General features: G+C 41.2%; 19 protein-coding genes. 9 read left to right on the forward strand and 10 right to left on the reverse strand.

The window, feature by feature from the left end:
• Positions 1-334 precede the first annotated feature (334 nt).
• The 3 genes from FSB76_RS01880 to FSB76_RS01890 are packed head-to-tail and all read right to left on the reverse strand — an operon-like array spanning position 335 to position 2,998.
• On the reverse strand, positions 335-1,303 hold the full coding sequence (locus FSB76_RS01880; RefSeq protein ID WP_147051914.1) for an ABC transporter permease: 969 nt from the start codon (positions 1,301-1,303) through the stop codon (positions 335-337).
• A complete protein-coding gene (locus tag FSB76_RS01885) occupies positions 1,284-2,264 on the reverse strand; it encodes an ABC transporter ATP-binding protein (protein WP_147051915.1) in 981 nt (326 codons plus the stop codon). Before FSB76_RS01885 ends, FSB76_RS01880 begins: the two co-directional genes overlap by 20 nt.
• 23 nt (positions 2,265-2,287) lie before the next feature.
• Positions 2,288-2,998: a COG1470 family protein gene (locus FSB76_RS01890; RefSeq protein WP_225976384.1), complete on the reverse strand. Its 711-nt coding sequence runs from the start codon at positions 2,996-2,998 to the stop codon at positions 2,288-2,290.
• Positions 2,999-3,526: 528 nt separating this feature from the next.
• On the opposite strand from FSB76_RS01890, the gene FSB76_RS01895 reads away from it, so the two are divergent.
• From FSB76_RS01895 to FSB76_RS01905, 3 genes are all read left to right on the forward strand, one after another.
• Positions 3,527-4,441 carry a DUF6624 domain-containing protein gene (locus FSB76_RS01895; RefSeq protein ID WP_147051917.1) on the forward strand — a complete coding sequence of 305 codons (915 nt, stop codon included), beginning with the start codon at positions 3,527-3,529 and terminating at the stop codon, positions 4,439-4,441.
• Between the two features lie 29 nt (positions 4,442-4,470).
• Positions 4,471-4,890: a hypothetical protein gene (locus tag FSB76_RS01900; protein ID WP_147051918.1), complete on the forward strand. Its 420-nt coding sequence runs from the start codon at positions 4,471-4,473 to the stop codon at positions 4,888-4,890.
• 224 nt (positions 4,891-5,114) lie between these two features.
• Positions 5,115-5,540 (forward strand): hypothetical protein, encoded by a 426-nt coding sequence (locus FSB76_RS01905; RefSeq protein ID WP_147051919.1) that lies wholly within the window; start codon positions 5,115-5,117, stop codon positions 5,538-5,540.
• 580 nt (positions 5,541-6,120) lie between these two features.
• Here the strand turns inward: FSB76_RS01905 and FSB76_RS01910 are convergent.
• Positions 6,121-6,486, reverse strand: coding sequence for a response regulator (locus tag FSB76_RS01910; RefSeq protein WP_147051920.1), 366 nt, complete (start codon positions 6,484-6,486; stop codon positions 6,121-6,123).
• Positions 6,476-8,029, reverse strand: a complete 1,554-nt coding sequence (locus FSB76_RS01915) for a PAS domain-containing sensor histidine kinase (protein ID WP_225976385.1) — start codon at positions 8,027-8,029, stop codon at positions 6,476-6,478. The genes FSB76_RS01910 and FSB76_RS01915 overlap by 11 nt, the downstream gene beginning before the upstream one ends.
• Before the next feature lie 284 nt (positions 8,030-8,313).
• Here FSB76_RS01915 and FSB76_RS32015 point away from each other — a divergent pair, with 284 nt between their 5' ends.
• The 5 genes from FSB76_RS32015 to FSB76_RS33035 all read left to right on the forward strand — a co-directional run bounded on the left by FSB76_RS32015 (position 8,314) and on the right by FSB76_RS33035 (position 15,421).
• Complete coding sequence (locus tag FSB76_RS32015; protein WP_158642815.1) at positions 8,314-8,463, forward strand: hypothetical protein; 150 nt, start codon at positions 8,314-8,316, stop codon at positions 8,461-8,463.
• A gap of 544 nt (positions 8,464-9,007) precedes the next feature.
• Positions 9,008-9,217, forward strand: a complete 210-nt coding sequence (locus FSB76_RS01920) for a hypothetical protein (protein ID WP_147051921.1) — start codon at positions 9,008-9,010, stop codon at positions 9,215-9,217.
• Positions 9,218-9,505: 288 nt separating this feature from the next.
• The gene (locus tag FSB76_RS01925; protein ID WP_225976386.1) at positions 9,506-11,137 is read left to right on the forward strand and encodes a sigma-54 interaction domain-containing protein; all 1,632 of its coding nucleotides are present in this window, start codon (positions 9,506-9,508) and stop codon (positions 11,135-11,137) included.
• A gap of 214 nt (positions 11,138-11,351) precedes the next feature.
• Entirely contained in the window at positions 11,352-13,412 is a 2,061-nt protein-coding gene (locus FSB76_RS01930) for a tetratricopeptide repeat-containing sensor histidine kinase (protein ID WP_158642816.1), read from the forward strand.
• Between the two features lie 47 nt (positions 13,413-13,459).
• Entirely contained in the window at positions 13,460-15,421 is a 1,962-nt protein-coding gene (locus tag FSB76_RS33035; protein ID WP_147051923.1) for a sigma 54-interacting response regulator, read from the forward strand.
• A gap of 332 nt (positions 15,422-15,753) precedes the next feature.
• Here the strand turns inward: FSB76_RS33035 and FSB76_RS01940 are convergent, their stop codons facing one another.
• From FSB76_RS01940 to FSB76_RS01955, 4 genes are all read right to left on the reverse strand, one after another.
• Complete coding sequence (locus FSB76_RS01940) at positions 15,754-16,473, reverse strand: hypothetical protein (protein WP_147051924.1); 720 nt, start codon at positions 16,471-16,473, stop codon at positions 15,754-15,756.
• A 20-nt stretch (positions 16,474-16,493) separates the two neighbouring features.
• Positions 16,494-16,931 (reverse strand): lipocalin-like domain-containing protein, encoded by a 438-nt coding sequence (locus tag FSB76_RS01945; protein ID WP_147051925.1) that lies wholly within the window; start codon positions 16,929-16,931, stop codon positions 16,494-16,496.
• The gene (locus FSB76_RS01950) at positions 16,928-17,470 is read right to left on the reverse strand and encodes a carboxymuconolactone decarboxylase family protein (protein ID WP_147051926.1); all 543 of its coding nucleotides are present in this window, start codon (positions 17,468-17,470) and stop codon (positions 16,928-16,930) included. Before FSB76_RS01950 ends, FSB76_RS01945 begins: the two co-directional genes overlap by 4 nt.
• A gap of 270 nt (positions 17,471-17,740) precedes the next feature.
• The gene (locus FSB76_RS01955) at positions 17,741-19,948 is read right to left on the reverse strand and encodes a tetratricopeptide repeat-containing sensor histidine kinase (protein WP_158642817.1); all 2,208 of its coding nucleotides are present in this window, start codon (positions 19,946-19,948) and stop codon (positions 17,741-17,743) included.
• A 312-nt stretch (positions 19,949-20,260) separates the two neighbouring features.
• Here FSB76_RS01955 and FSB76_RS01960 point away from each other — a divergent pair, with 312 nt between their 5' ends.
• Entirely contained in the window at positions 20,261-21,034 is a 774-nt protein-coding gene (locus tag FSB76_RS01960; protein WP_147051928.1) for an MBL fold metallo-hydrolase, read from the forward strand.
• Positions 21,035-21,053: 19 nt separating this feature from the next.
• Here the strand turns inward: FSB76_RS01960 and FSB76_RS01965 are convergent, their stop codons facing one another.
• Positions 21,054-22,289: an MFS transporter gene (locus tag FSB76_RS01965; RefSeq protein WP_147051929.1), complete on the reverse strand. Its 1,236-nt coding sequence runs from the start codon at positions 22,287-22,289 to the stop codon at positions 21,054-21,056.
• Positions 22,290-22,378: the final 89 nt, after the last annotated feature.

Below are 22,378 nucleotides of genomic sequence, written 5' to 3' on the forward strand. Positions count from 1 at the left end.
TGCATTCATCTATGGCGCCTTTTGATGCCATCCCCGCGACTCTCTAAGTCCACGGATTGGGTCAATTCAATGATTGGTGAGGTCAGCTCGTCCAGGTCAAAAGGCTTGGCAATAAACGCATCCCAGAGATTCAATGACCCGTTTGTGCGCCGACAGCATGATCACCGAGATATGTCGCGTACCCTCATTCTTTTTAAGCTGGGCGCAATATTCGCAGGAAAAACCAATCAAGTTGACCCCTCTTCGCCAACTTACCTTGTGACAATAATCGACTGTATTTCAGACTTCAAAGTGGTCAAATCTAAATTGGCAGCAGGGGTCAATCAGGTGCGGTTTATCCACGTATCTCACGCCGCATAAAAAAGTAATAAGCAAATGCAAAACACCCTACCGTTGATGCCATTAAACCGCTTACCTCCGGCCATACGATCATGACACTTTCCTTAAATGGCAGCGGAGCCGGTATAGCTCCTGCCATTTGCTCCATGGTTACCGGCCCGAGGCTGCGAACCGACGGCATCAGCAACGTGGTAACGGCATCTGAGTAAAGCTGATTCGGGGCGATGCGTTGCATATTCAAAATAAGATCATTATACTTTATAATTTCGGCTTGGGTAAGATAAGCCGGATCAGGTAAAAAGGACTTGACAATAAGGTTAATAACGATCTGGTAAAATATCGTAAAGAATAACCAGATCCCGATGGCCGTAAGCGCAGAAGTTGCCGCTTGCTTAAACAGGATGGAAAGCATGATAGATAAACTCAACCAAAAAGCCACATAAGCAATAGTGATCAGGATAAACCCCAATATGCGAAGCAGTTCCTGCGGCTCCATACGCACACCAGTCAGTACCAATCCGCCGCCGATCATCAGCAAAGCCAAGGCAAAAAACAAACCGCTAACGATAACCAGGGCGCTAAAAAATTTGGCCAGCAGCAAATTATCCCGGTAGATCGGCTGCGCCATCAGGCGGGTTAAAGTACCGCTGTTCTGCTCGGAATTGACCGCGTCAAACCCTAAACTGATACCCAGCAATGGTGCCAGAAAACTCAGGAACACATGAAATGGCGGGATGGAATTATCGGTTGTGGTTAACAACTTCAGATATAAAAACAGGTGATCAGGATCTTTTGTATTGCCTATTGCTGATTTGATATTCGCCAGCGATACGTACATCGCGGCGATAAAAGTAAGCACAATAAGCGCAATCAATATGCTGAAGCGCCAGCTGCGTATATGATCCGCTATTTCCTTATGAATCATAACACCAAAAGGCCCCGGATCAAGAGATTGACTTTTCATAGCTTGTATTTTTAGTACTATTTGATTCAAAATATTGCTGGTAAATATCGTCGAGTCCATAATTTTTTTGATTGACACCGATCACATCGTAGCCTTTTCCAACCAGAAAGCGAACAAGAGCGGCAGTTACATCGCGGCTGCTCGTAAATTCCAGTTCATTTTCGTGGATGCGAATCTGGGTAATGGCTTCCCATGCCTGGAGTTCCGGCTCCTGCTGCCAGGGTTGTGAAACGGGTTGTGCTACCCTGATAGAAGTGACAAGGCTGTCGCTGCCGAATAGTTGGCCGGACAGCGCGCCGATATCTCCCTGTGCCAGCAATTGGCCCTTCACAAAAATCCCAACCCGGTCGCACACCTGCTGGACGTGGTGTAAATGGTGCGATGAGAGTAAAACGGTAAGTCCCTGCTGCCGGCTCAACTGTTTGATGAGCGCCAAAAAGTCTTTTACGCCTGTTGGGTCTATACCAAGCGTTGGCTCATCCAGAATGATGACATCGGGGTTTTTGATCAGCACATCGGCCAGGCCCAGACGTTGTTTCATACCTCGGGAAAAAGCCGAAGTTTTTTTGTGCTGGTCTGCGGCAAGGCCCACAACCTCCAGCACTTCGGCCGATCGTTTTTTTAATTCCTCCACGGGTACGCCGTTCAATCTGCCGATATATACCAGGTTTTCCAGCGCGGTCATATTATCATAAAAACCGACATTGTCGGGCATATAGCCCACTTTTTTCTTAACTGAGATAGGGTTGCTAGTTGCATTGTGCCCGCAAACAAAAGCGGAACCACTCGTGGGATCGGTAAGCCCGAGCATCATTAATATGGTGGTGGTTTTGCCAGCTCCGTTAGGTCCCAGCAATCCGAAGATCTCACCTTTGTCGATATCAAGATTTAAACCATCTACCGCTTTAACAGCGCCATACTGTTTGGTTAAGCCCTTTAATTGTATAATAGGATCTTTCATTGGTAAAAAATGGATTGGCTATTTTATCTTCTGCCATATTTACGAATGAGATAATAAACGATGCCAATGGCCAACAGGATGACCAAAATACCGATCCAGCCGGAAAGTAAAGACGTTTTGACCGCCAGGCGGAAGGCGATCTGTGAGTTGGTATTGCTGTTAGTCGCTGTAAAGTTGGCAGCATAGTCCCCGGCAATGGTTTTGTCCGGCACTTTTACGGTCGCTTTAACATCGATGGTTTTCCCGGCTTCCAGTTGTTTGATACTCGCGGGTTCAAAAGTTGATTCCCAGCCGGTAGGCAATTGTGCGGTAACCTGCAGGTCATTCAACGGCAGGGAGCCGGTGTTTTTGACGGTCAGCTGCAGCTCTTTTTGGCTGCCCGAAGTTACTTCGTCGCTTAATCTTCCGGTAGGTGTGCTTAGTGCCAGGCTGTAGGAGCCTTTCACTACGGCTTCCAGGTTCAGCGATAGGGTATCGGAACCGGATATGGCTTTGATCGGAACCTTGTATTTTTTTGGGGAGGCGGTAGCCGTGGCACTAATCTCGATGGTGATGTCCTGTGTTTTGCCTGCGTCCATGTTTATGGATGTGACCTGGCTGCCGTCCACCTTGTAGGCAATCGTCCAGCCAAAGGGAATATCGGTTTTAAATTCGTAGATCTTGGCGCTGGCCGAGCCGTTATGGAGCGTCGTGCTGTAACGGAAGGTTTCATTGGTTGCGGCCTCGATGTTCATCAGTTTGGCGGTAAAGCCTGATTTGCCAGCCGGCCAGGTGACTGGCTGCTGTTGCGCTTGTGATGCGAAAGCGGATGTTAGAAATAATAAAAGAAATGTCAAGCTGCGCGCTGCGCTGAAACGAGTGATAGTGATTTGGGGTAACATGATCTAACAACTAAAATGGTTAATGATAGCTTTCAAAAAATGCTTTTTCGATAATTGGTTTAATGTTTAAAAATTGACGGCCCAAAGAAAAAAAGCAGCCCCAAAATTTCAAATAGCTTTAACATTTTTTAACAATTGAACCGTGGAATGAGTGTTGTGGATTTAATAAACAAGAACATGAAGACGTAATACTATTCAATACTCTAAACGCAGGGAATAGTATGTAAAACGCCGGAGAACATCCAGAACCTTTTGTGTTTAAGCAAATTGTTAAAAAACGTTAAAACCCTTGACGTCAATTTTTCATTGAATATTTTTGACTTATTAAATATTAGTTAATAAAAGTATTTTTGATGTAGTTAAAAATTTTAAGGTTTGCGTATGAAATATAGTTTATATCTCATCGGCCTGGCTTTATTATTTTCCAGCGATATCTTCGCTCAGACCGGCCCTCCGCCAGCATATTTCCAATTGGTGAAAAAAGCCGATACCTTATTCCAAAAAAAGGACTATCAGCAATCAGTATTAACCTACAGCGCAGCTTTCAGTACGTTTAATGGACGAACTATACTGAATGAGCGTTATAATGCGGCCTGCGCCTGGGCGAGATTAGGTAAGCCGGACAGCGCGTTCTTTCATTTATTTAAAGTCGCCAATGCTGCTAAATATGCCGATGACCAGCACCTTGCTATCGATTCTGATCTGGTATCCATTCATAAGGATTCGCGATGGGCTGATCTAATGACTACAGTTCGCAATAATAAAACTGCATTAGAAGCACAATACAACCAACCGGTCAAAAAAGAATTAGAAGCTATTTTCGTATCCGACCAATTTTACCGCCGCAAAGCAGACAGCATTCAAAACAGATTTGGTTTCAAATCAACTCAAATGCAGTCGTTGTTAGACAGTATGAAAACACAGGACAAGATCAACCTGCAGAAAATAACAGCAATCCTGGACAAATATGGTTGGCTGGGACCTGATAAAGTGGGGAACAGGGCCAACCTGGCGCTTTTTGCGGTGATCGTCCATGCTGATCTTCCTACTATGGAGAAATATTTCCCTTTGCTTAAAGATGCTGCTGATAAGAACGCCGCATCAAAAGTTAACCTCGCCTTGTTGCAGGACAAGATCGAATCTGCCAAATACCACTATCAAACCTACGGTACACAGTTGGATAAGGATGAAAAGACCAATAAATTTTCATTCGTACCGATAAAGGACAAGGAGCATGTGAATGAGCGGCGTGCCGCTGTTGGCTTACCGCCAATCGAGGCTTATGCGAAACAATAGAGTATAACTAATTACTAATTAAATTTATTATGAAAACGATATTGATGATTTGCTTATTGGGAATTTCAAGCATGTCTTTACATATAACCAATCATAACTACAATGATGGTATAATGAATAAGGTTAACTCGATATATGGGGAATGGAGCGAAAAGAAAAGTGGGCCCGATTCCGCCAGGGCATTTAGAATGATTTTCTTTCCGGGGGGAAAGGTAAATGTAATCCGGAAATTAAATAATTATATCGGTTACTTTAAAATTCATAATGATAAAATTGATTATGTAGACGGCTCCATCACTATTGATGATAAATACCCATTTACCGCCACCTTCATTGAGCCAAATAAAATAAAATTGGTCATCAGCTACCGGCACAAATCTGAAACCAAATACTTGGTAAAAACGAAAGAAATCAAATCCGGATTTCAATTATTAGATAAGAACTTGTAAAGGGGCAGCCAAAACCCGTAGGAGTAGGCGTAATTAATTTTAATTTATTCATGGAAGAGGAAAAACCAATCACGTTTGCCCCTCTTCGCCAATTTACTTTGTGACAATAACCGACTGTATTTCAGACTTCACAGTGATCAAATCTAAATTGGTAGCTGGGGTCAATCAGGTGCGGTTTATCCAGATTAACCATCAAATCCGGATAATTTCGTAATTTGGTTTCAATGCTACACGATCAGTTAAAGATTTACGATCACCGGCATCCACTGTTGCGCCCCCATGTCGTTTATTATTATTTTTTGCGGGCGGAGGCAGATTTTCACAGCCATTGTTTCAGTTTTCTAAAAACGATCACCTTATTCAATATCCACCGGCAGATCAGGGCGTATATTTACCATCAGCACATAGCGGTGCGGCATGAACTGGCCAATGAAAATCTCATCATCCTGCAAGGGAAATTTGAGCGGCCGCTGGAAGTGGAAATTTCCGGCTGGAATCTGATGCAATTCGGTGAGGTCTGCCTGCGGTTGTATGACCGGGCACCGGCCGCCAGGTACATTACTAAAGCCATTTACCTGATCACCAAACAGGAAATAAACGTTGCAAACGCGCCGCATAACCTGCTGGTCTGCTATCGCCATATGGCTTAGACATTCATCCTGAAGACCAGGAAAAAGCCTGTGGAAATTTAATCCGTGCAAAAATTTTGGCAGACCCCGGGAATAAATGGATAGAAAATGACGGCAGTGAGCTGCTTTGATCTCGGCGCATATGCTGCGCAAACGGGCTACCGCCCCGATGAGGCGCTGAGCTACCTGTCGCGCTACAGGCAAGCACATTATGGGCGCAACTATAAGGCAGCCTATTATGCGGCCCGGATTTGCCAGCGGTTGGCAGGCCACAGGAAGCAAACAAATATTGTTCTTTTAGTCATACATGAGGGCGTCACAGAGGCGGATACAAGGGTTTCAGCCAGGAACTTGGGATACTATAATATCGTAATTCAATTTGCGTTCATCAGCGGTAATTTTACGGCGCATCATTTTGTTCATAGTATATTATATTGTAAGAGGTTCTTATATAAAAATTGCTAATTCAATGCGGTACTTTTATACACACGGAGTTCAATGCCGCGTGAAAATATAGATCACAATCTCCGGGAGAATACCCGCGGCGCATGTTTCACCTGAATTTAACAATGTGTTTTACAAACGGCAGCCCTTCATTAAATTATGCAGCTATCATTTCCTGAACCCTGTTAACTAATATATCCACATCAAATGGCTTTGCCAAAAAGCCGTTCGCACCCGCCTCATTGGCAATTTTTTCACCTTCGCGGCTGGCAGATATCACGATGACAGGCAGGCCTTTGGTATCCGGATTTTTTCTCAAAGTACGTAATACCTGGTCACCTGACAATACAGGCATCCAAAGGTCAAGTAAAATCAAGTCGGGATGTTGCTTTTCGATCTCTTCATAAATATGAAGGCTATTATTTACCGGGATAATGCGGTATCCGGTTTCTTCTAAAACCAGTTCAAGCATATCTAAAATCCCTTCATCATCATCGCAGATCAATATAGTTTTATTTGTCATTAGGGTTCCTTTCTAAAGGTAAAGTAAAACTGAAGGTTGAGCCTTGTCCGGGCTCACTTTCTACCCAAAGTGTTCCGCCATGATTTTTGATGATCTGATCACAAACATAAAGTCCGATACCCATGCCCGGAAAACGTTGTTGAATTTCACCTACCCGGTAAAAACGATCAAATATTTTTTTATGGTCTTCGACCTTAATACCCATGCCTGAATCTTTTACAGATACTTTTATAAAATTACTGACCCTGGAAAGATAGACATCCACTTCGCCGGACTCCGGTGAATACTTGATCGCGTTAGACAACAGGTTATTAACCACCTGTACGATATGGGACTCATCACCTGAATAATTGTTTGACCCTTTGCCCCTAATAATGATCTGATGTGTTTTGGTTGCGGACTGAATATTTTCTACAGCTTCGTATACGGCTTTATCGAAATCAAATGGTTCAGTATGTAATTCAATATTCCCGGTCTGAATCCTGGATACGTCCAGCAATTCGGCGATGAGGGTATTTAATCGTTCCACATATAAACCGGTTTTTTTCAGGATATCTTTGAATTTTTCGCTTACATTCTCCGGGAGCAGCCGCTGCATCATCTGTACATAACCTTTAATTGTTGTCAGCGGTGTTTTGAGTTCGTGACTTGCAATAGATAAAAAATCATCTTTGCGTCGCTCAATCTCGCGCCGGTCGGTAATATCTTCGATAGCGATCAGTATCCTGTCCTTGTACTGCCCCTCCAACTCCACGCGGTGCGCATTGAGCAACATGAGCTTTTTCCCTATATGCGGAAAATCATGTTCCACCTCGAATTCTTCCACGGGATTGTTAGTGGGTAAAATATTTTCAAGCAACTCCTTTAACTTTGGAATATTCCATTGGCCATTGCCTAACTCATACAACAATTTGCCTTCGGTTTCTTCTTTCGTTACTTTGAAGGTCTTTAAAAAATGATCATTTACACTCAGAACTTTAAAATCAGGATTCAGAACGACCAAGCTTTCTCTAACGGTTTGCACAATGCTTGATAGGTAGTCTTCACTTTCCCTGAGGCTTTTGGTACGTTCCCTGATCTGGGATTCCATGATTTCCTGCTGATGGAGTAGTTCCTGTTCTGCTTTTTTACGGCGGGTAATATCATTTTGCACACCGATAAAATAACAAACATTCCCGTCCTCATCTTTTATAGGTGACATGTAAAGCTCGTTCCAGAAAAGTGTGCCGTTCTTTTGATAATTGCGGATTTCTACTACACATTCATTGCCTTCTTCCACAGCCTTGCGCAGAATCTGCCGTTCTTTTTGGTTACGGTCCTCCTTTTGCAAAAAACGGCAGTTATGACCTATGATTTCCTGGCGATTGTAACCGGTAATGTGCTCAAATGCCCTGTTGCAATAAATTATCGGATTGTCGGGCTGTTGATTATCCGTCAAAATTATCCCGGATATTGATGAATCTAACGCCTGGATCAGCAGGGAAAGATCCTGTTTTATGGTGTTGTTGGAAAATGAAAACTCCCCATTATTTAAGCTGTCCAATTCATGTCCTTTCTAATTTTGCGTGACTATTACAAAATCTTTGCCAGTTGATTTAAAATTGGCTTTTCCTTAGATGTTCAATCCTGCAAAATCTCATTGATTAGCTGATGGTTAAAATTTTCCTGTAATCAGTATAATCTTTAACCGAATGAAAATAAAATGGTATTAACAGCACTCTATAACCCAGGGGGAATAGTATTAAATAGATTTTTTGATTGTCTTAAAAATCAAACACTGCTGTATAACTTAATTAGGTTTTCGGCCGTCCTAATGGAATTCAGGTGATGCCAGCAGCTGATTCAGCAAGTAAAGGTACCGTTAACCCGTCCGGCCATACGCCGAAACCTAATAAAAAACAGGCAATAAGTGATTTATCGGGCAACAGGATCAAAAATACCCACGACGAATTAAGCAAAGTATTTAGCCCGCTTTAATTGATCGGGAGTTAATGCGTTCTGGTAAGTTACAAACCTAAGATTCTTTATTAAACCAACAGTACACTATCATACGGCAGGTGTTCAAACAAGCTATAACCTATAAAGAGGGTATGTTTAGAACACCGTGTATCAATCCAGAACTTGAATTTAACAGACTGTTTTTAAGAAAGAGGGTTACTCGATATTGGGCAACCCTCCGGAAATTTATAAAGTCGCGCCCCAGCGGGGAGAAAGAGAATAGAATCTAACCCGCTATACCTTTGATTTATAGCTATTTAACAACCATGAGATAATCAGTCGCCACAGATGTCGCTCTCTTTATTACCTCTTCAAGACTTCCATACCTTTCACGCATGGCTTTCAAGGTTAAGTTTTTATAACAACACTTTTTCAAATATCAAATCGCTAAATAGCGAAATACGGTAATAAAACAAATAGTATTTTTTTTGTTAATACCTAACAATCAACAACTTAAAAAATGGCATCTATTTCGCATTGGTTTTTACGAAGAAATAATGAAAATCGTTAAACTCAAAAAGCCATGGAAACTGTATTTGTATTTACCCACAGCATCATGATCACTTGTATGACAGCTATTCTGTATGTCGCGGCATCAAATAATAAAAAAAGTGATGTCCATCTAAAAAGTAGTTCTGTAACATCCGCTCCTTTTAAATTGAAATCCCTGCAGTTAACGCCATTAGGGCTGTATCGTGCTGCATTAGGCTTTTTGGCTTTATTTATCCGGTAACGGTTGAATTTAATCATTCATTTACATACTAAAAGCGCAAGGTTACGATTTTACATTACATCGTAATCAAATCGGGTTTACCATATTTGATATTAACAATGGTAAATTCACCAAATATGGTAAATCTCAACTAACAAAAACAGGAACAAACTACTGATAATGAACTGCATAAATACTGGCTTGATTTTAGCATCTGAGTATTTTTGAGATTGACTATTTATTTACCAATACTACTATTCTATTGAATGTCAATTTCAGCTTATCAAATAAACTTAAGCTAAATATGCCATGATGAATTCGGAATCCGCTGTTATTAGTTCCAATAAGAATCCGGGGATTCTGCAACCTGGCGCCGACGAATTGCCAATTCATGAAAAAAATACAGAGCAGTTACTTTCGATCAACAGAAAAATGGCGATGGTGGCAGACAAGGCCAAGTTATCCATTGCAATACGGGGCATATTCATACATACAACTCAAATAAAAAAGTACTACGTAAGTATTTTTGACCCGGAAAGGACTTCTTTAAATACTTATCTTTTCGATTTTGGACCTGGTTTCGTCAATCTTCCACAGCTTGAAACGCTTTTATCGGTAAAATCTTTAAAAGATGGCATTATTGATCGTATAATGCGGTCTGCCGGCCCACTTCAATTTGATACCGATCGATTGGTCAGATCTGGGCAGGCCCCATCTTATGTGCAATTATGGAAGCAGACAGGGTTAAAAAAAGTTATTGCCTCAAACTTAATCTATGGAGGCGAACCAATGGGCATTATATGGATAGAGCCGCACTTGATGAACATTAAGTTAGCGGAGGCTCTTTGCATACCCGTTGCGGCTGCTATTTCAAATATACTTGCCAAACAAAAAATACAAACCCAAACACAGGAAATTTTCAACTTAAAACAAAACCTGGAAAATGAAAACTTACATCCGCCTGCGCAGATGCAAAGTATGACTAATTATGGGGAGATAGTGGGTTCTTCCGAATCGATGCGAGCAGTATATCAACTGGTTTCAAAAGTGGCAAAAACACAGAGCACTGTACTCATCATGGGTGAAACCGGCACTGGAAAAGAGTTGATTGCACGGGCGGTGCATAAAGCTTCTATCAGAAAAGAAAAGACCATGATTAAAATCAATTGTGCCGCGCTGCCCCCAAACCTGATAGAAAGCGAGTTATTTGGGCACGAGCGCGGAAGCTTTACCGGAGCAACAGAACGCAGGATAGGTAAATTTGAACTCGCTAATAAAAGCACACTCTTTTTGGATGAAGTTGGCGAATTGCCGCTTGAATTGCAGGCAAAACTTTTACGGGCGTTGCAGGAAAAGGAAATTGAAAGGGTTGGTGGGCAAGCTGTCATTAAGATCGATGTAAGGATAATAGCAGCCACCAACCGCGACTTGATGCTGGAAGTGCAAAAGGGAAATTTTAGAAGCGATCTTTATTTCCGGCTTAATATTTTCCCGATAGTTATGCCTCCATTGCGGACAAGAAAAGAAGACATAGCCAACCTTGCAAACTATTTTTTGCATAAATATGCTCCCCGAAGCTTAAAAAAACTGCCTGCATTTTCGAGTAAGGTTTTAAAACAATTAACAGCCTACAGCTGGCCCGGAAACGTTAGGGAATTGGAGCACCTGATTGAAAGGTCGATTGTGTTAACCCCTGGTGCTGTTATTAATCAAATTAACTTACCTGGTATATCTGAAGATGGCACAGCCCGCGGCAACGTGGGGAGCCATATAAAAACGATTGACGAAGTTGAGCGGGAGCATATTATTGCGGTTTTAAAATATTGTAACGGTAAGGTGGCAGGAATAGGCGGAGCTGCAGAAGTTTTAAAAATACCCTCGACAACGCTCAATTCTAAAATAAGAAGATTGAACATAAAAAAAGAGCACCGATTGAAGTGATAAACATCAGATGACAAATTTCTTTAAAGCTCGATTTATCGTTTTCTTTCTTTCAATATGTCCTTTAGGAGCTGTTGCCCAACCACGAACAGACCGATCTCCGAAAGACTTATTTGCTCTTATAAGTAATACCAACCCAGATACCAATCGGGTTAAATTGTTTATTGAATTAGGATTTCATTACCTGGTAAAGCCAGGGACTTATAAAACTAATATGGATAGCGCGTTTACACAGTTTAATAAGGCAATGAAACTAAGTGAGTTACTACATTCAGAGAAATGGAATAATGAAAGCCTCAGGGTACGCGGGCAGGCTTACCTCAAACAACGAGATTTGGTACGTGGTCGGGCAGATTTCATGATGGTGATCAATAGGGAAATACAGGCCGGCAGGCCAAAGGATGAGGCGCGTACGTGGATGCGGTTAGGGCTGGCTTTGCAAAGCAATGATACCGCCAGTTATAAGGTTAGACGCGAGGCCCTGCAAACGGCATACACCCAGTTAAAAAAACTAAACGATATTTTTAACCAACTGGAAACATTAAGAGCTATTGCCGATGCAGACCTTAACCTACACAGACTTAGCCTCGCAGAAACTGAATATCTGCAAATTGTATCCCAGTCAAAGATCTTACACTACAAGCATCTTTTTTATATATACAGCTCGCTGGGAGATTTAAATAAGCTACGCGGAGATTTAAGAACGGTTTTATACTACAGGATAGAGGCCGTTAAAACCTTAGAAGATCCTACAGATATTTACCGGCAAAAACTGGCATACTACAAACTTGGGCAAATTTATTTTGAACTCAATCAATTTGATAAGAGCCGTGCTTTTTACCAAAAAGCGCTCGCCTACAAAAAAAGCGCGGTAAATGTTGATTATCGCTTATACATGGCCTATACACGCACACTAATTGCTTTAAACAGAAGCGGCGAAGCATTAGAGTTTTTGAAATTAAAAGCCAAAAGCTTACCCCCTACTTTACTGCCAGAAAATCGAATGATAATCAAGTCCTTAGCTTTGTGTTATACCGCGCTGGGGCAGTTTAACCAGGCCGAAAAATGTCACCTCCAAACACTCAGCATCGATGATCAGATCTTTAAGGCAGAAATGTATCTTGATGTGCAGAACTACGTGGCCGACTACAACGACATCTGCGATTTTTTAATAAAATTCAAGCAATACAAAAAAGCAGAAGCTTTCATGGGCAAATTCTTTCGATTAAACCAAAGTATGGTAAACCCTATTGCCCTCAGTCATGCCTACCTTGTAAAATTTAAAATTGATTCAGCCTCGGGCAACTACTTCTCCGCCATCAATAATCTCCAACGGCATAATCTATTGAACGATTCACTTTTTAACGATACCAAAAGCAACCAGATCTCTGAATTGCAAATAAGATATGAAACTGCTCAAAAAGAAAAATCGATAATGATCTTGCAAAGCCAGGGCCAAAAACAACACGTTGCTTTGCAAAAATTAAATCTTGAGAGAAACCTGGTACTGTGCAGCGTTTTGGTATTGCTGGTTATTACCGGCTTGGTGTACAACGGCTTTCGCCGCAACAAAAAAAACAGTCTTAAGCTTCAACGTCAGCAAACTGAGATAAACCTGCAAAACATTTCATTGCATGAGCTTAACAATAAACAACAGTTACTGCTTAATGAAAAGGAATGGCTTATTCGTGAAATACACCATCGTGTAAAAAACAACCTGCAAACCACCATAAGTTTGCTTAACATGCAAACAGCCTATCTTTCTAATATTGATGCCATAGATGCCATAAACAGTAGTCAACGCCGGATGCACGCTATGGTACTTGTTCATCAGGAGTTATATCACTCTGCAAACCTGGCATCCATTAATATGAAGGTGTATATCCGGGAGCTTGTAAATTACCTGGGAGAAAGCTTCGAACGATCTGGTGAAATTAAATTCGATTTACTTACAGAGGCTATTCAACTTGATCTTGCAATGGCAATACCTATTGGGCTAATCATCAATGAAGCAGTTACAAATTGCATTATGTATGCTTTCCCTGATAGTAAAAGTGGTACAATTACTATAAAATTCACAATTGGTGTTAATGATGACTTCATTTTATCCGTGTCAGATAACGGCATCGGTTTACCAAAATCTATAAACCATGAAACAACGCGATCTTTAGGTTTAAACCTGATTAAAGGATTGACAGACCAAATACAGGGCAGTTTAGAAATTCAAGGTTTGCATGGGATGCAGATAACGATAACGTTCAAAAATATCAAATAAAAGAAACAGCCCTTTGGATAAAATTGCTGAAATTTAATTTATATTATATGGAAGGTAAAATACTTATTGTTGAAGACGAATTTATCATAGCCAGCGATCTGCGAATGATCCTGGAGCGGGCCGGATATGAAATAGCCGGCATTGCCTCTTCTGTGTCTAAGGCGCTGGAGATCATCAGTCTCAAAAAACCGGCCTGGGTATTTTTAGATATTTATTTAATTGGTAAATTAACCGGCATAGATCTGGCCAACCAGCTTGTTGAAATGCGGATTCCCTTCATTTACGTTTCGGCAAACTCCAATCAAAGTGTTCTGGAACTGGCAAAGGCCACCAAGCCATACGGTTTCCTGGTGAAACCGTTTCGTGAAAAAGATGTGTTGGTTACGCTTGATGTTGCAAAATACCGGCATGAGCATGACCTGGAAGCAAAACTTCTTCGTGAAACAATGCTGCAAGACGATGTAATGCGTGTACTTGCAGGTGTAGGTAGCAAAAATGAAAAATTGTTAAAAATCATTTCATCATTGCAACAATACATTCCTTTTGATTTCTTTTTGATATGCTGGAAAGGTGAGGAAGAACAGGTAGTTGACGGTTTAGGATTTTATAAGAAAAACGAACAGGATTTTGAACTTATAGACAAAAACGAATTTGTTGAACGGAGCGGAAAATCAACTGAAGAAAGTAACTCCTGGAATAAATATGTAACGCCGGACTCTAAAAGCGTTTTACTAAAATCACATGATTTTAGTAAAATGTGCAGAACATATAAAATGGATAAGCAAATTGCTTTAGCTTTTAATCTGCAATCCATATTGGCTAAGTCGATACCCATTAGCGATTCGAAAATATTAACTTTTTCGTTTTATGGCAGGGCTACAGATGCGTTTACCCCGGATCAGAGCGCTTTATTAAACAGGCTAAATCTATTGCTGATCAAAATTTGTGATTGTATCCCTAACCTTGCCGATTTTATCGAACTAAAATCAATCGCAAAAGTTACTACTACCGGGGATCTTAAAAGCATAGAAAAAAGCTTGACCAAATTAGGGACTGATGAAACACTTGGCCTTATAGGCAATAGCCCTAATTTTAAAGCGATAAAGGACAAGCTAAGCACAGTAGCCTCTTTTGATATATCGGTACTTTTACTTGGTGAAAGCGGCACCGGAAAAGAAAAGATAGCCCGCGCAATTCATAAGCTATCCCCAAGGGCAAACAAGCCTATGATAAAAGTTAACTGCGCGGCCATACCGGCTACTTTAATTGAATCTGAATTATTCGGGCATGAAAAAGGGGCATTTACCGGTGCTGTTGATTTGAGAATAGGTAAGTTTGAGCAAGCCATAGGCGGCACTATTTTTTTAGATGAAATAGGCGAATTACCGCTTGATATGCAGGTGAAATTACTATGTGTACTGCAGGAGCGCGAAATTGTGAGGCTAGGCAGTAATAAGGTGATCAAAACTGATGTAAGGGTCATTGCTGCCACGAATTTAAATTTAGAGAAAGCTATTGCCGAAGGCAAATTCAGGCTTGATTTATACTATCGCCTTAACGGCTTCCCCATATGGCTTCCCCCGCTGCGGGAACGAAAAGAAGATATACCGCAATTGGTTGCCTATTTTTTATTGTATCTATCAGACAAAATGGGTAAAAAACTTCAAAAAGTATCAACCCAGGCTATGGACGATCTGATTGGCTACCCGTGGCCAGGTAACATTCGTGAATTAGAAAACCTGATAGAAAGGAGCATCGTACTCAATGAAGGAGATACCATTAAGTATATTGATCTGCCCATTATTTCAACTACCGGAACGTCGCCGGTGCAGGTAAATAGCTCCGTTAAAACGATAAAAGAAATGGAAAGAGACTACATCATGGAGGTCCTTAAGAAATGTAATGGCAAAGTATCTGGCCCGGGTGGTGCAGCCGAATTGTTAGACATTCCTCCTAATACGCTGGTCGCTAAGATCAAGAAATTAGGGATCGTCAAAAACTATTTGTAACATGTATTAAACATGGGTAGTCACATTGCGATATTATTTTTGTACACTGTTTTTATTCCATGGGGTTTTCATTTTCGTTGCCTAATTATCAGCAAGTAAAATACGCTGTTAAAAACAGCAAAAGATATAACACGGCCTAAACACTACCGATAATGAGCCGGTATTACGTCATCAGCACAGGCGCTATAGAAAATGAGTTGATAATCCGCAAGTTATATAAAAAAGGAGCTTGATTTATCGAAAATAACTATATCACTAGCAATGATCAGGCCCATGCAAATATTCCGGTCTTCTGAAATACTTACACGAACTTTACATTTAGGGGCAATATGTTAGCTAAGCGTTATCTCGCCCATGTCTATAGCTACCAATAAAGGGTCGCTAATAACTTTATGACCCTCTCCTTCGTAGGCATAGATCCGCCTGGTTGTGGGTATGATAATACCATTTACATCACGGTAATTGGTGGCGTAATTTGCCCCGGTAGCGCCCCCAAGAATATCAACTGTATAATCGTGCCGGCGAATGAGGCCATCAGGGCCAAAGTACGATACCTGTTCGCGCGTATGGCTGGCTATATTATCAGGGAATATTATTTTTAGCCTGCGCCAGGTTTCGCCATTTTCCTGCCAGGGGGCAATCTCTTCGGTGATAAAGCCGGGATACGTGTACAGGAATGGAGTGGTGAGATAAGTCCACAGCGCTTCACCGCTAAAGTACACTACATGTACATCTTCCCAGGACGTATGCAGGGAATGTCCTTCAAACGTGAGTTCTGGATTTTCCCATTTTTCAACATCGAGGCCCCCATTTTTGGCCACAGATATAAGTTCCGGCTGAAAGGTGGACGTTTTATCCTGGCCCGAAAACACCATAACCACTTTTTCATGGTGGATTTCAGCATCAATAACCACATCTTTCAAAACATCAGGCCTGCTTTTAACATACCAGATGCCGCCGGTTATAGAAGCCTGAACATTTATTGATTTTAGCTGGTTCCAACGCTCAAGGCCTCCATGGGCTTTAACCGCCAAATTGAGTAGTTCGCTCATTTTATTTGTGTTATATTATATTAGTCGTTTAACGCGCGCTTCCAAAGCAACCTGAATTGAATTTTTTGTGGCCCTACCGGGCCGTTTGAACTAAGCTGAAGATGTTCTCCGTCCAGTTTAATTAGCCTAACCTGCTGCCCTCTTATCCATTCGGGGTATAAGCTTATTTCGATATGATGGGTCATTATCCGGTTTTCTTCATCAATATGATATCGCCCTGAATAGGCCAGGTAACCCAAGTCGTTATATTTTAGCTGCTTATCCTTGTAAAGTAGTTCAGCTACATTTTCTGAACGGTTTACATCCATAATATGGACAGATACATAACCGTTGGGCAAATAATAAATTGAACCTTTTGCGTCATCGCCTAATGGATATATGATTTCTCCCGCCTGGCTTTCCTGTTCGAAAGAAACCAGGGTCCAGGCACCAATAACCAGATTTTCCAGCGCACTCATATCAAATCGGGGGCCAGCGGAAAATCAATCTCAAACTCGCCCAGGGCCGCATGCATATAGTTAGTTACCCCTCTTAAGTTGATGAGCAAAATGGTATCGATAACTGCTCCTTTTGAGTAACCTGCGTCTATAAGATTATCCACCAATTCGCCATCAATATGACCACGTTTTTCGACGATGTTTTTGGTGAATTTTACCAGCGCATCCAGTTTGGGGTTAAATAACGCGCTCCCTTTCCTGATCTCGGCAAGTTGATCGGACCCTAACCCTAATTTTTGGAGGTAGTTGTAGTGAAAAGCGGTGCAATATCTGCATGCATTAACTCCGCTAACAACAATGTTAATCACTTCCTGCTCTTTGGTGGTTAAGGAGCTTTTACCAAACTCGGCCTTAACATAACGGCTTAATGCAAATTCTGAATTTGCGATAACGCCATACATGTTGGGTACAAAACCAAGTTGGTTAGTTGCCGAATTATAAACAGCTTGATCGGCCACTGATACCTCTTCTCTTTTTTTGATCTCAAATGTAGTTTTCATTTATTTATATGCTTTTGTTGTGGAACGCTATAGTTTAAATTGTATACCAGCTGAGATCGGGCCATACTAAAGTTTAGTCACGTCTCATCTGCATATAACAACTATTGCTTTGCCACTTTTATGCCATCATACAAAAAACTACATATCAAACAGTTATAGTATCATTACAGAAATTAACCTGTTTTATTTCGTATTTTTCCCCGGCTTTTACCAATAATATACGTGTTATTTTAAACACAACCAGAAACCGTGAAAGAGGAGATGTGTTAGTTAACCAACCAATAGATTTCGCGAAAATTTTACGCTGATAATTGTTCCCGGCAAACTTTGTAAATTAAAATCCCCATGAACCTGATCGGCTAAGCCTCTCATTAATTTTATACCCAGCGAGGTGTGCTCGTTATATTCATCCAAAGGAAACCCGATTCCATTATCCTGAATAACTAATGAGATCATTTTATCGAATTTTTCGATAAGAATTATCTTAAGTAAGCCCTTGCGATTACCTGGAAAAGCGTATTTAAAAGAGTTCGTTACGGCCTCGTTTATAATCAATCCCAGCGGAAGCGCCTGTGCTACGTCAAGATCTATCGGATCTATTGAAACATCCATCCCGATATTTTCGCGACCTGTGAAACTTTCCTTCAGGTAAACAACTAATTCATTGATATAGATCTGCATATCAATAAGCGTCATACGCTCTGATTGGTAAAGCCGCTGATGAATTAACGACATCGAAAACATCCTCCGCTGGCTATCTTTAATGGCGCTTAACGCTTCGTTATTATTGATATGGGCCGATTGCATGTTAAGCAAACTGATACTGGTTTGCAGGTTGTTTTTTACCCGGTGATGGATTTCGCGCAACAGCCATTCTTTTTCGGTAAGCAGGCTATTTTGTTTGTTGTTCAGCTCTTGCAGGGAGTGGTTTTGGTCATCAATCTCATTTCGTTGTTGTTGCAGTAACTGGTTACTACGTTGCTTAAGTCTGTATCGGTTATAGAGTATCGCTAACAATAGTAACACCATAAACAAGCCACCAATTACCAGGTTTCTGACCAATACGGTTTGCTTTACCAGGCCTTTTTGAAGCACAAGCTCCCTGTCTTTTTGCTCGGTTTCTGATTTATAGATTAGCTCATCTACCTTTTTGGTTTGTTCAATATTGTAAACAGAATCTTTTAGCCTGCCATATTTTTTTAAGTGACCTATTGCAGTTTCAAAATTCCTTGAAGCAGAATCTGTTTGGTATAATGATAGCTCATAATTGGCCAGTGAAATAGGCGATAAACGCTCTTTGGGCAACGGGACAGTCTTTTTTAAATAAAGAGATGCATTCTTAAAATCCCCCTCAGCTATAAATAAATCTACCAGGTTCATGATATTTGAAAAATGCAATCCGCCGTTTATAGACTTTAGCAGATATGCGGAATCTGAGAGCGTAACCGAATGCCGATAATAATATTCGGCCAGTTTTGTTTGCCCAAGTTTTTGATAACAATGTCCAAAAGCTTCATCAATAAATATTTTGTCCTGAAGGTTAAGTGGTGGCTGCTTTTTAATTGCTTTTTGTAAAACATCCAATGCATCTCCAACCCTTTTTTGGGCAATCAAATTATCGGTAAGGGCAGTTGTAAACCTGAAATAATAAAAATAATAAAATTGAGACCCGTTTGATTGCAGAGCCTTTCGATAATAAAACTCCGCCTTTTTTAACATCCCTAAACTGGCATAAGTGCCGGCAAGCGAGCCATAAAAATCCATTGCATGAACAGAATCTTTTGCTGTCTCCATACTTTTAATTACCAACAAACGGTAATAAAGCTGATCCCGAAGATTTGCCTTTAAGCGGGCAACCCCGGCAAGTAAATCGTAAGTGTAATGCAGGTTCTTAAAGTTGGCGGCTTTGTATTCGGATACAACTTGCAACAATAACTTTTCTGCTTCGGGCAAATTCCTTTGGTTTAAATAAACATCGGCTATCTTTTTCAATACCTCAATGGCTTCCAACTGCTTGCCGGCTTTTTTGTACAAACTTTGGGCTTGCCGGTAGTAGCCAATCTTCATATCATCATTTGTTTTACTGTCGGGCGTTATTAAATCACCTAACGATGCCCGGGTTTCGGCTTCCTTGGCTATAGCACCCGTTTGATGATAGTGGTTGATGGCTTTCATAAAGTACGCCTGCCCGTTTACAAAATCATTCATCCTGATGTAGGTATAACCTTTTAGAATATATGCTTCATAAACCGATTCGGTTTGATGCAATAAGGTACTTAGGGCAATAGCCCTATCGGCAAACTTCATAGCACTGTCAAGATGAGGTTTGGGTACCTGGCTAAACTGAAGGTGATCGTCGCCAATCTCTATAAGTATCCGAATGCGGCTGGTATCCGGCTTGCTTTTCTTTAATTGATCCAACAAGCTTTGCGGAACGGGCGATACTTCCGCCTGCGCAAAGGCCTGTTGCCCTAACAAAGATGATAAAATACAGAGGAATAAAAGACGGCTCCATTTTTTTAAACATTGCAAATTATTTTTTAGGGGGAATTCACAATGGTTTGCCATTTGTTGTTGAAATTAATGTTATGTACGATTAATGAAATTATGGATAAATATCAGCTTCCGCACCAACTGCCGCCTTTTTTGATGAAAAAACGAAATAAAGTTTAAACCTCGCGGCAGATACAAAACAAACAACTCATTAACAGACACTTAACAATTGGTACATTTTTGGGAGTTATTTTTTTACAAACATGAAAATCATCGCGTAAAACACTTGAAATCAAAATGAGCAATTCAATCAACGTAACCTACCTTGGCGGACCGACTGTTATTTTAGAAATAAGCGGTTTAAGGATAATGACTGACCCTACCCTTGATCCGTCAGGAACGCTATTCCCTATCAGCGCGGCAGCATCCATCGAAAAACTTTCTGATCCTGCATCAACCGATTTCGGCAAGATCGACCTTGTACTTTTAACTCATGATCAGCATGGCGATAACCTTGATCATGCCGGCAGGGAACTATTAAAAATTGTTTCTCAAACCCTTACAACCAAAATAGCCGCCGAACGATTACAAGGCACGTCCATTGGCATGGTCCCCTGGGAAAGCGTGGTTATCAATACCCCCAACGGCGATGAGCTAACTATCACAGCAACCCCTGCCAGGCATGGGCCAACCGGGGTAGAAAAACTAGCCGGTGATGTAATTGGCTTTGTGCTTACTGTAGCCGGTAACACGTTGCCGCAAATATACCTTACGGGCGATACCGTGTTTTACGATGGAGTAAAAGAAGTTGCAGCGCGATTTAAACCGAAGTTCGTGTTCATTTTTGCCGGTGCGGCTAAACCCATGACGCCATTTAGTCTCACGATGGACGCCAATGACGCCATTGATACGGCTTTTACATTTCCCGATTCAACCATCATCCCGGTACATTTTGAAGGCTGGTCGCATTATTCTGAAACGGCCGAAACACTTGCCCAATCTTTTGGTGCATTTGGATTGATTGACAGATTAAGAATGTTACCGGCCGGCGAGAAAACCGAGCTACTTTAAATCTTCACTATCGATATCATCAGGAAACAGCATTGCTTAAAACCATTGCTGTTTCTTGTTTTGCCTGGTGCCTTTTGCTTACTTTAACAAATAAGGCAAAAGTGATACAAGCCAGCACCGCGAAAGTAAGATAGGCTATCCCCAAAAACTCCTGGTTTTTTATGGCAATAACATTTACAATACCATAGCTAAAAACCGAAGTAATGATGTACAATGAACCTCCGGTAACGCCACTGGCGATCCCCGCGTTTTTTGAAAACCGGCCCAAACAATAGGCAAATATATTATTGAATACAAAACCCGATAAAAGATGTACAGCAGCTGTAAACATCATTAACGTAACCAGGTTGGTTTTAAAAGCCGATGCAACAATCATCAGCGCTGCGAAAGCTGTTTGTAAAGCTATGGCTATCCATACTTTTTTCAACAAGGGCTTTTTGATAAGCGTTTTTGAAATGACGCCCCCGGTCATTAATGATACACCCGATAGCAGCGAACAGTACCCCGTGACCACAGGTGATAAATGAAACACATGTTCGATAATAAAAGGGCTGCTCATACCATACACTATAAGCATGGCGTAGCTTAAAGAGATCATGACTAACCCCAAAGAAAAATCCAATGTGCTCAGTGTAGACCAGTAAACCTGCAGGATACTTTTTGCTTTAAAGGGCTGATAATTCTTGAGTGATTCGCCGCTGTACACCAACTCCAGTACAAACAAGGCAAGGGTGGCAATACCCAAAAAATAAAAATTAGCCTGCCAGCCAAAAGCAGTTTCCAGGTACCCGCCTATAAATGGCGCAACTATGGGTGCGGTAGCCCAAATGATAGAAAACAAGCTGGTATAGTGCTTCAGCTTTTCGCCGGTGTAAGTATCCATAAAGTATGCCCTTTTGCCTACCACAATCAAGGCTACGGTTATCCCCTGCAAAACCCGCATGGCATAAATAAGCTGAATGCTATGGCTAAGCGCTATGCTAATGCTGGCCAGGGCAAATACCAATAATGATATGGTGCCTAAGCGATAACGGCCAAAACTATCAAGCAAACTCCCGACAAACAATTGGCTAATACCTGAGCTTACCATAAAAACAATTAACGAAAGCTGCACTGCAGCGTTGGTAACCCCCAGGTGAGTAGCCATTGACGGCAGCGATGGAATATAAATATCGGTAGCAAAACCCGATAGCGGGATAAGGGCAAAAGCCAATATCGTACTGATACCTCTATGATGCTCTTTAATAATTTTCATAATAAAAATAATTTACGGCAAAAGCCCAAAGCTTTTGAAGCTACCATATAGGTATCGCAAACGCTTTGGGTTAGTAACTATAAGCAAGA

The sequence above is a fragment of the Mucilaginibacter ginsenosidivorax genome (genome assembly GCF_007971525.1).
In the GTDB taxonomy this organism is placed as follows: Bacteria; Bacteroidota; Bacteroidia; order Sphingobacteriales; family Sphingobacteriaceae; genus Mucilaginibacter; species Mucilaginibacter ginsenosidivorax.

Coding starts and splice junctions, on each gene's coding strand:
- FSB76_RS01880 (WP_147051914.1), bottom strand. CDS start 1,303: ATGAAAAGTCAATCTCTTGATCCGGGGCCTTTTGGTGTTATGATTCAT.
- FSB76_RS01885 (WP_147051915.1), bottom strand. CDS start 2,264: ATGAAAGATCCTATTATACAATTAAAGGGCTTAACCAAACAGTATGGC.
- FSB76_RS01890 (WP_225976384.1), bottom strand. CDS start 2,998: ATGAACATCGAGGCCGCAACCAATGAAACCTTCCGTTACAGCACGACG.
- FSB76_RS01895 (WP_147051917.1), top strand. CDS start 3,527: ATGAAATATAGTTTATATCTCATCGGCCTGGCTTTATTATTTTCCAGC.
- FSB76_RS01900 (WP_147051918.1), top strand. CDS start 4,471: ATGAAAACGATATTGATGATTTGCTTATTGGGAATTTCAAGCATGTCT.
- FSB76_RS01905 (WP_147051919.1), top strand. CDS start 5,115: ATGCTACACGATCAGTTAAAGATTTACGATCACCGGCATCCACTGTTG.
- FSB76_RS01910 (WP_147051920.1), bottom strand. CDS start 6,486: ATGACAAATAAAACTATATTGATCTGCGATGATGATGAAGGGATTTTA.
- FSB76_RS32015 (WP_158642815.1), top strand. CDS start 8,314: ATGCCAGCAGCTGATTCAGCAAGTAAAGGTACCGTTAACCCGTCCGGC.
- FSB76_RS01920 (WP_147051921.1), top strand. CDS start 9,008: ATGGAAACTGTATTTGTATTTACCCACAGCATCATGATCACTTGTATG.
- FSB76_RS01925 (WP_225976386.1), top strand. CDS start 9,506: ATGATGAATTCGGAATCCGCTGTTATTAGTTCCAATAAGAATCCGGGG.
- FSB76_RS01930 (WP_158642816.1), top strand. CDS start 11,352: ATGGATAGCGCGTTTACACAGTTTAATAAGGCAATGAAACTAAGTGAG.
- FSB76_RS33035 (WP_147051923.1), top strand. CDS start 13,460: ATGGAAGGTAAAATACTTATTGTTGAAGACGAATTTATCATAGCCAGC.
- FSB76_RS01940 (WP_147051924.1), bottom strand. CDS start 16,473: ATGAGCGAACTACTCAATTTGGCGGTTAAAGCCCATGGAGGCCTTGAG.
- FSB76_RS01945 (WP_147051925.1), bottom strand. CDS start 16,931: ATGAGTGCGCTGGAAAATCTGGTTATTGGTGCCTGGACCCTGGTTTCT.
- FSB76_RS01950 (WP_147051926.1), bottom strand. CDS start 17,470: ATGAAAACTACATTTGAGATCAAAAAAAGAGAAGAGGTATCAGTGGCC.
- FSB76_RS01960 (WP_147051928.1), top strand. CDS start 20,261: ATGAGCAATTCAATCAACGTAACCTACCTTGGCGGACCGACTGTTATT.
- FSB76_RS01965 (WP_147051929.1), bottom strand. CDS start 22,289: ATGAAAATTATTAAAGAGCATCATAGAGGTATCAGTACGATATTGGCT.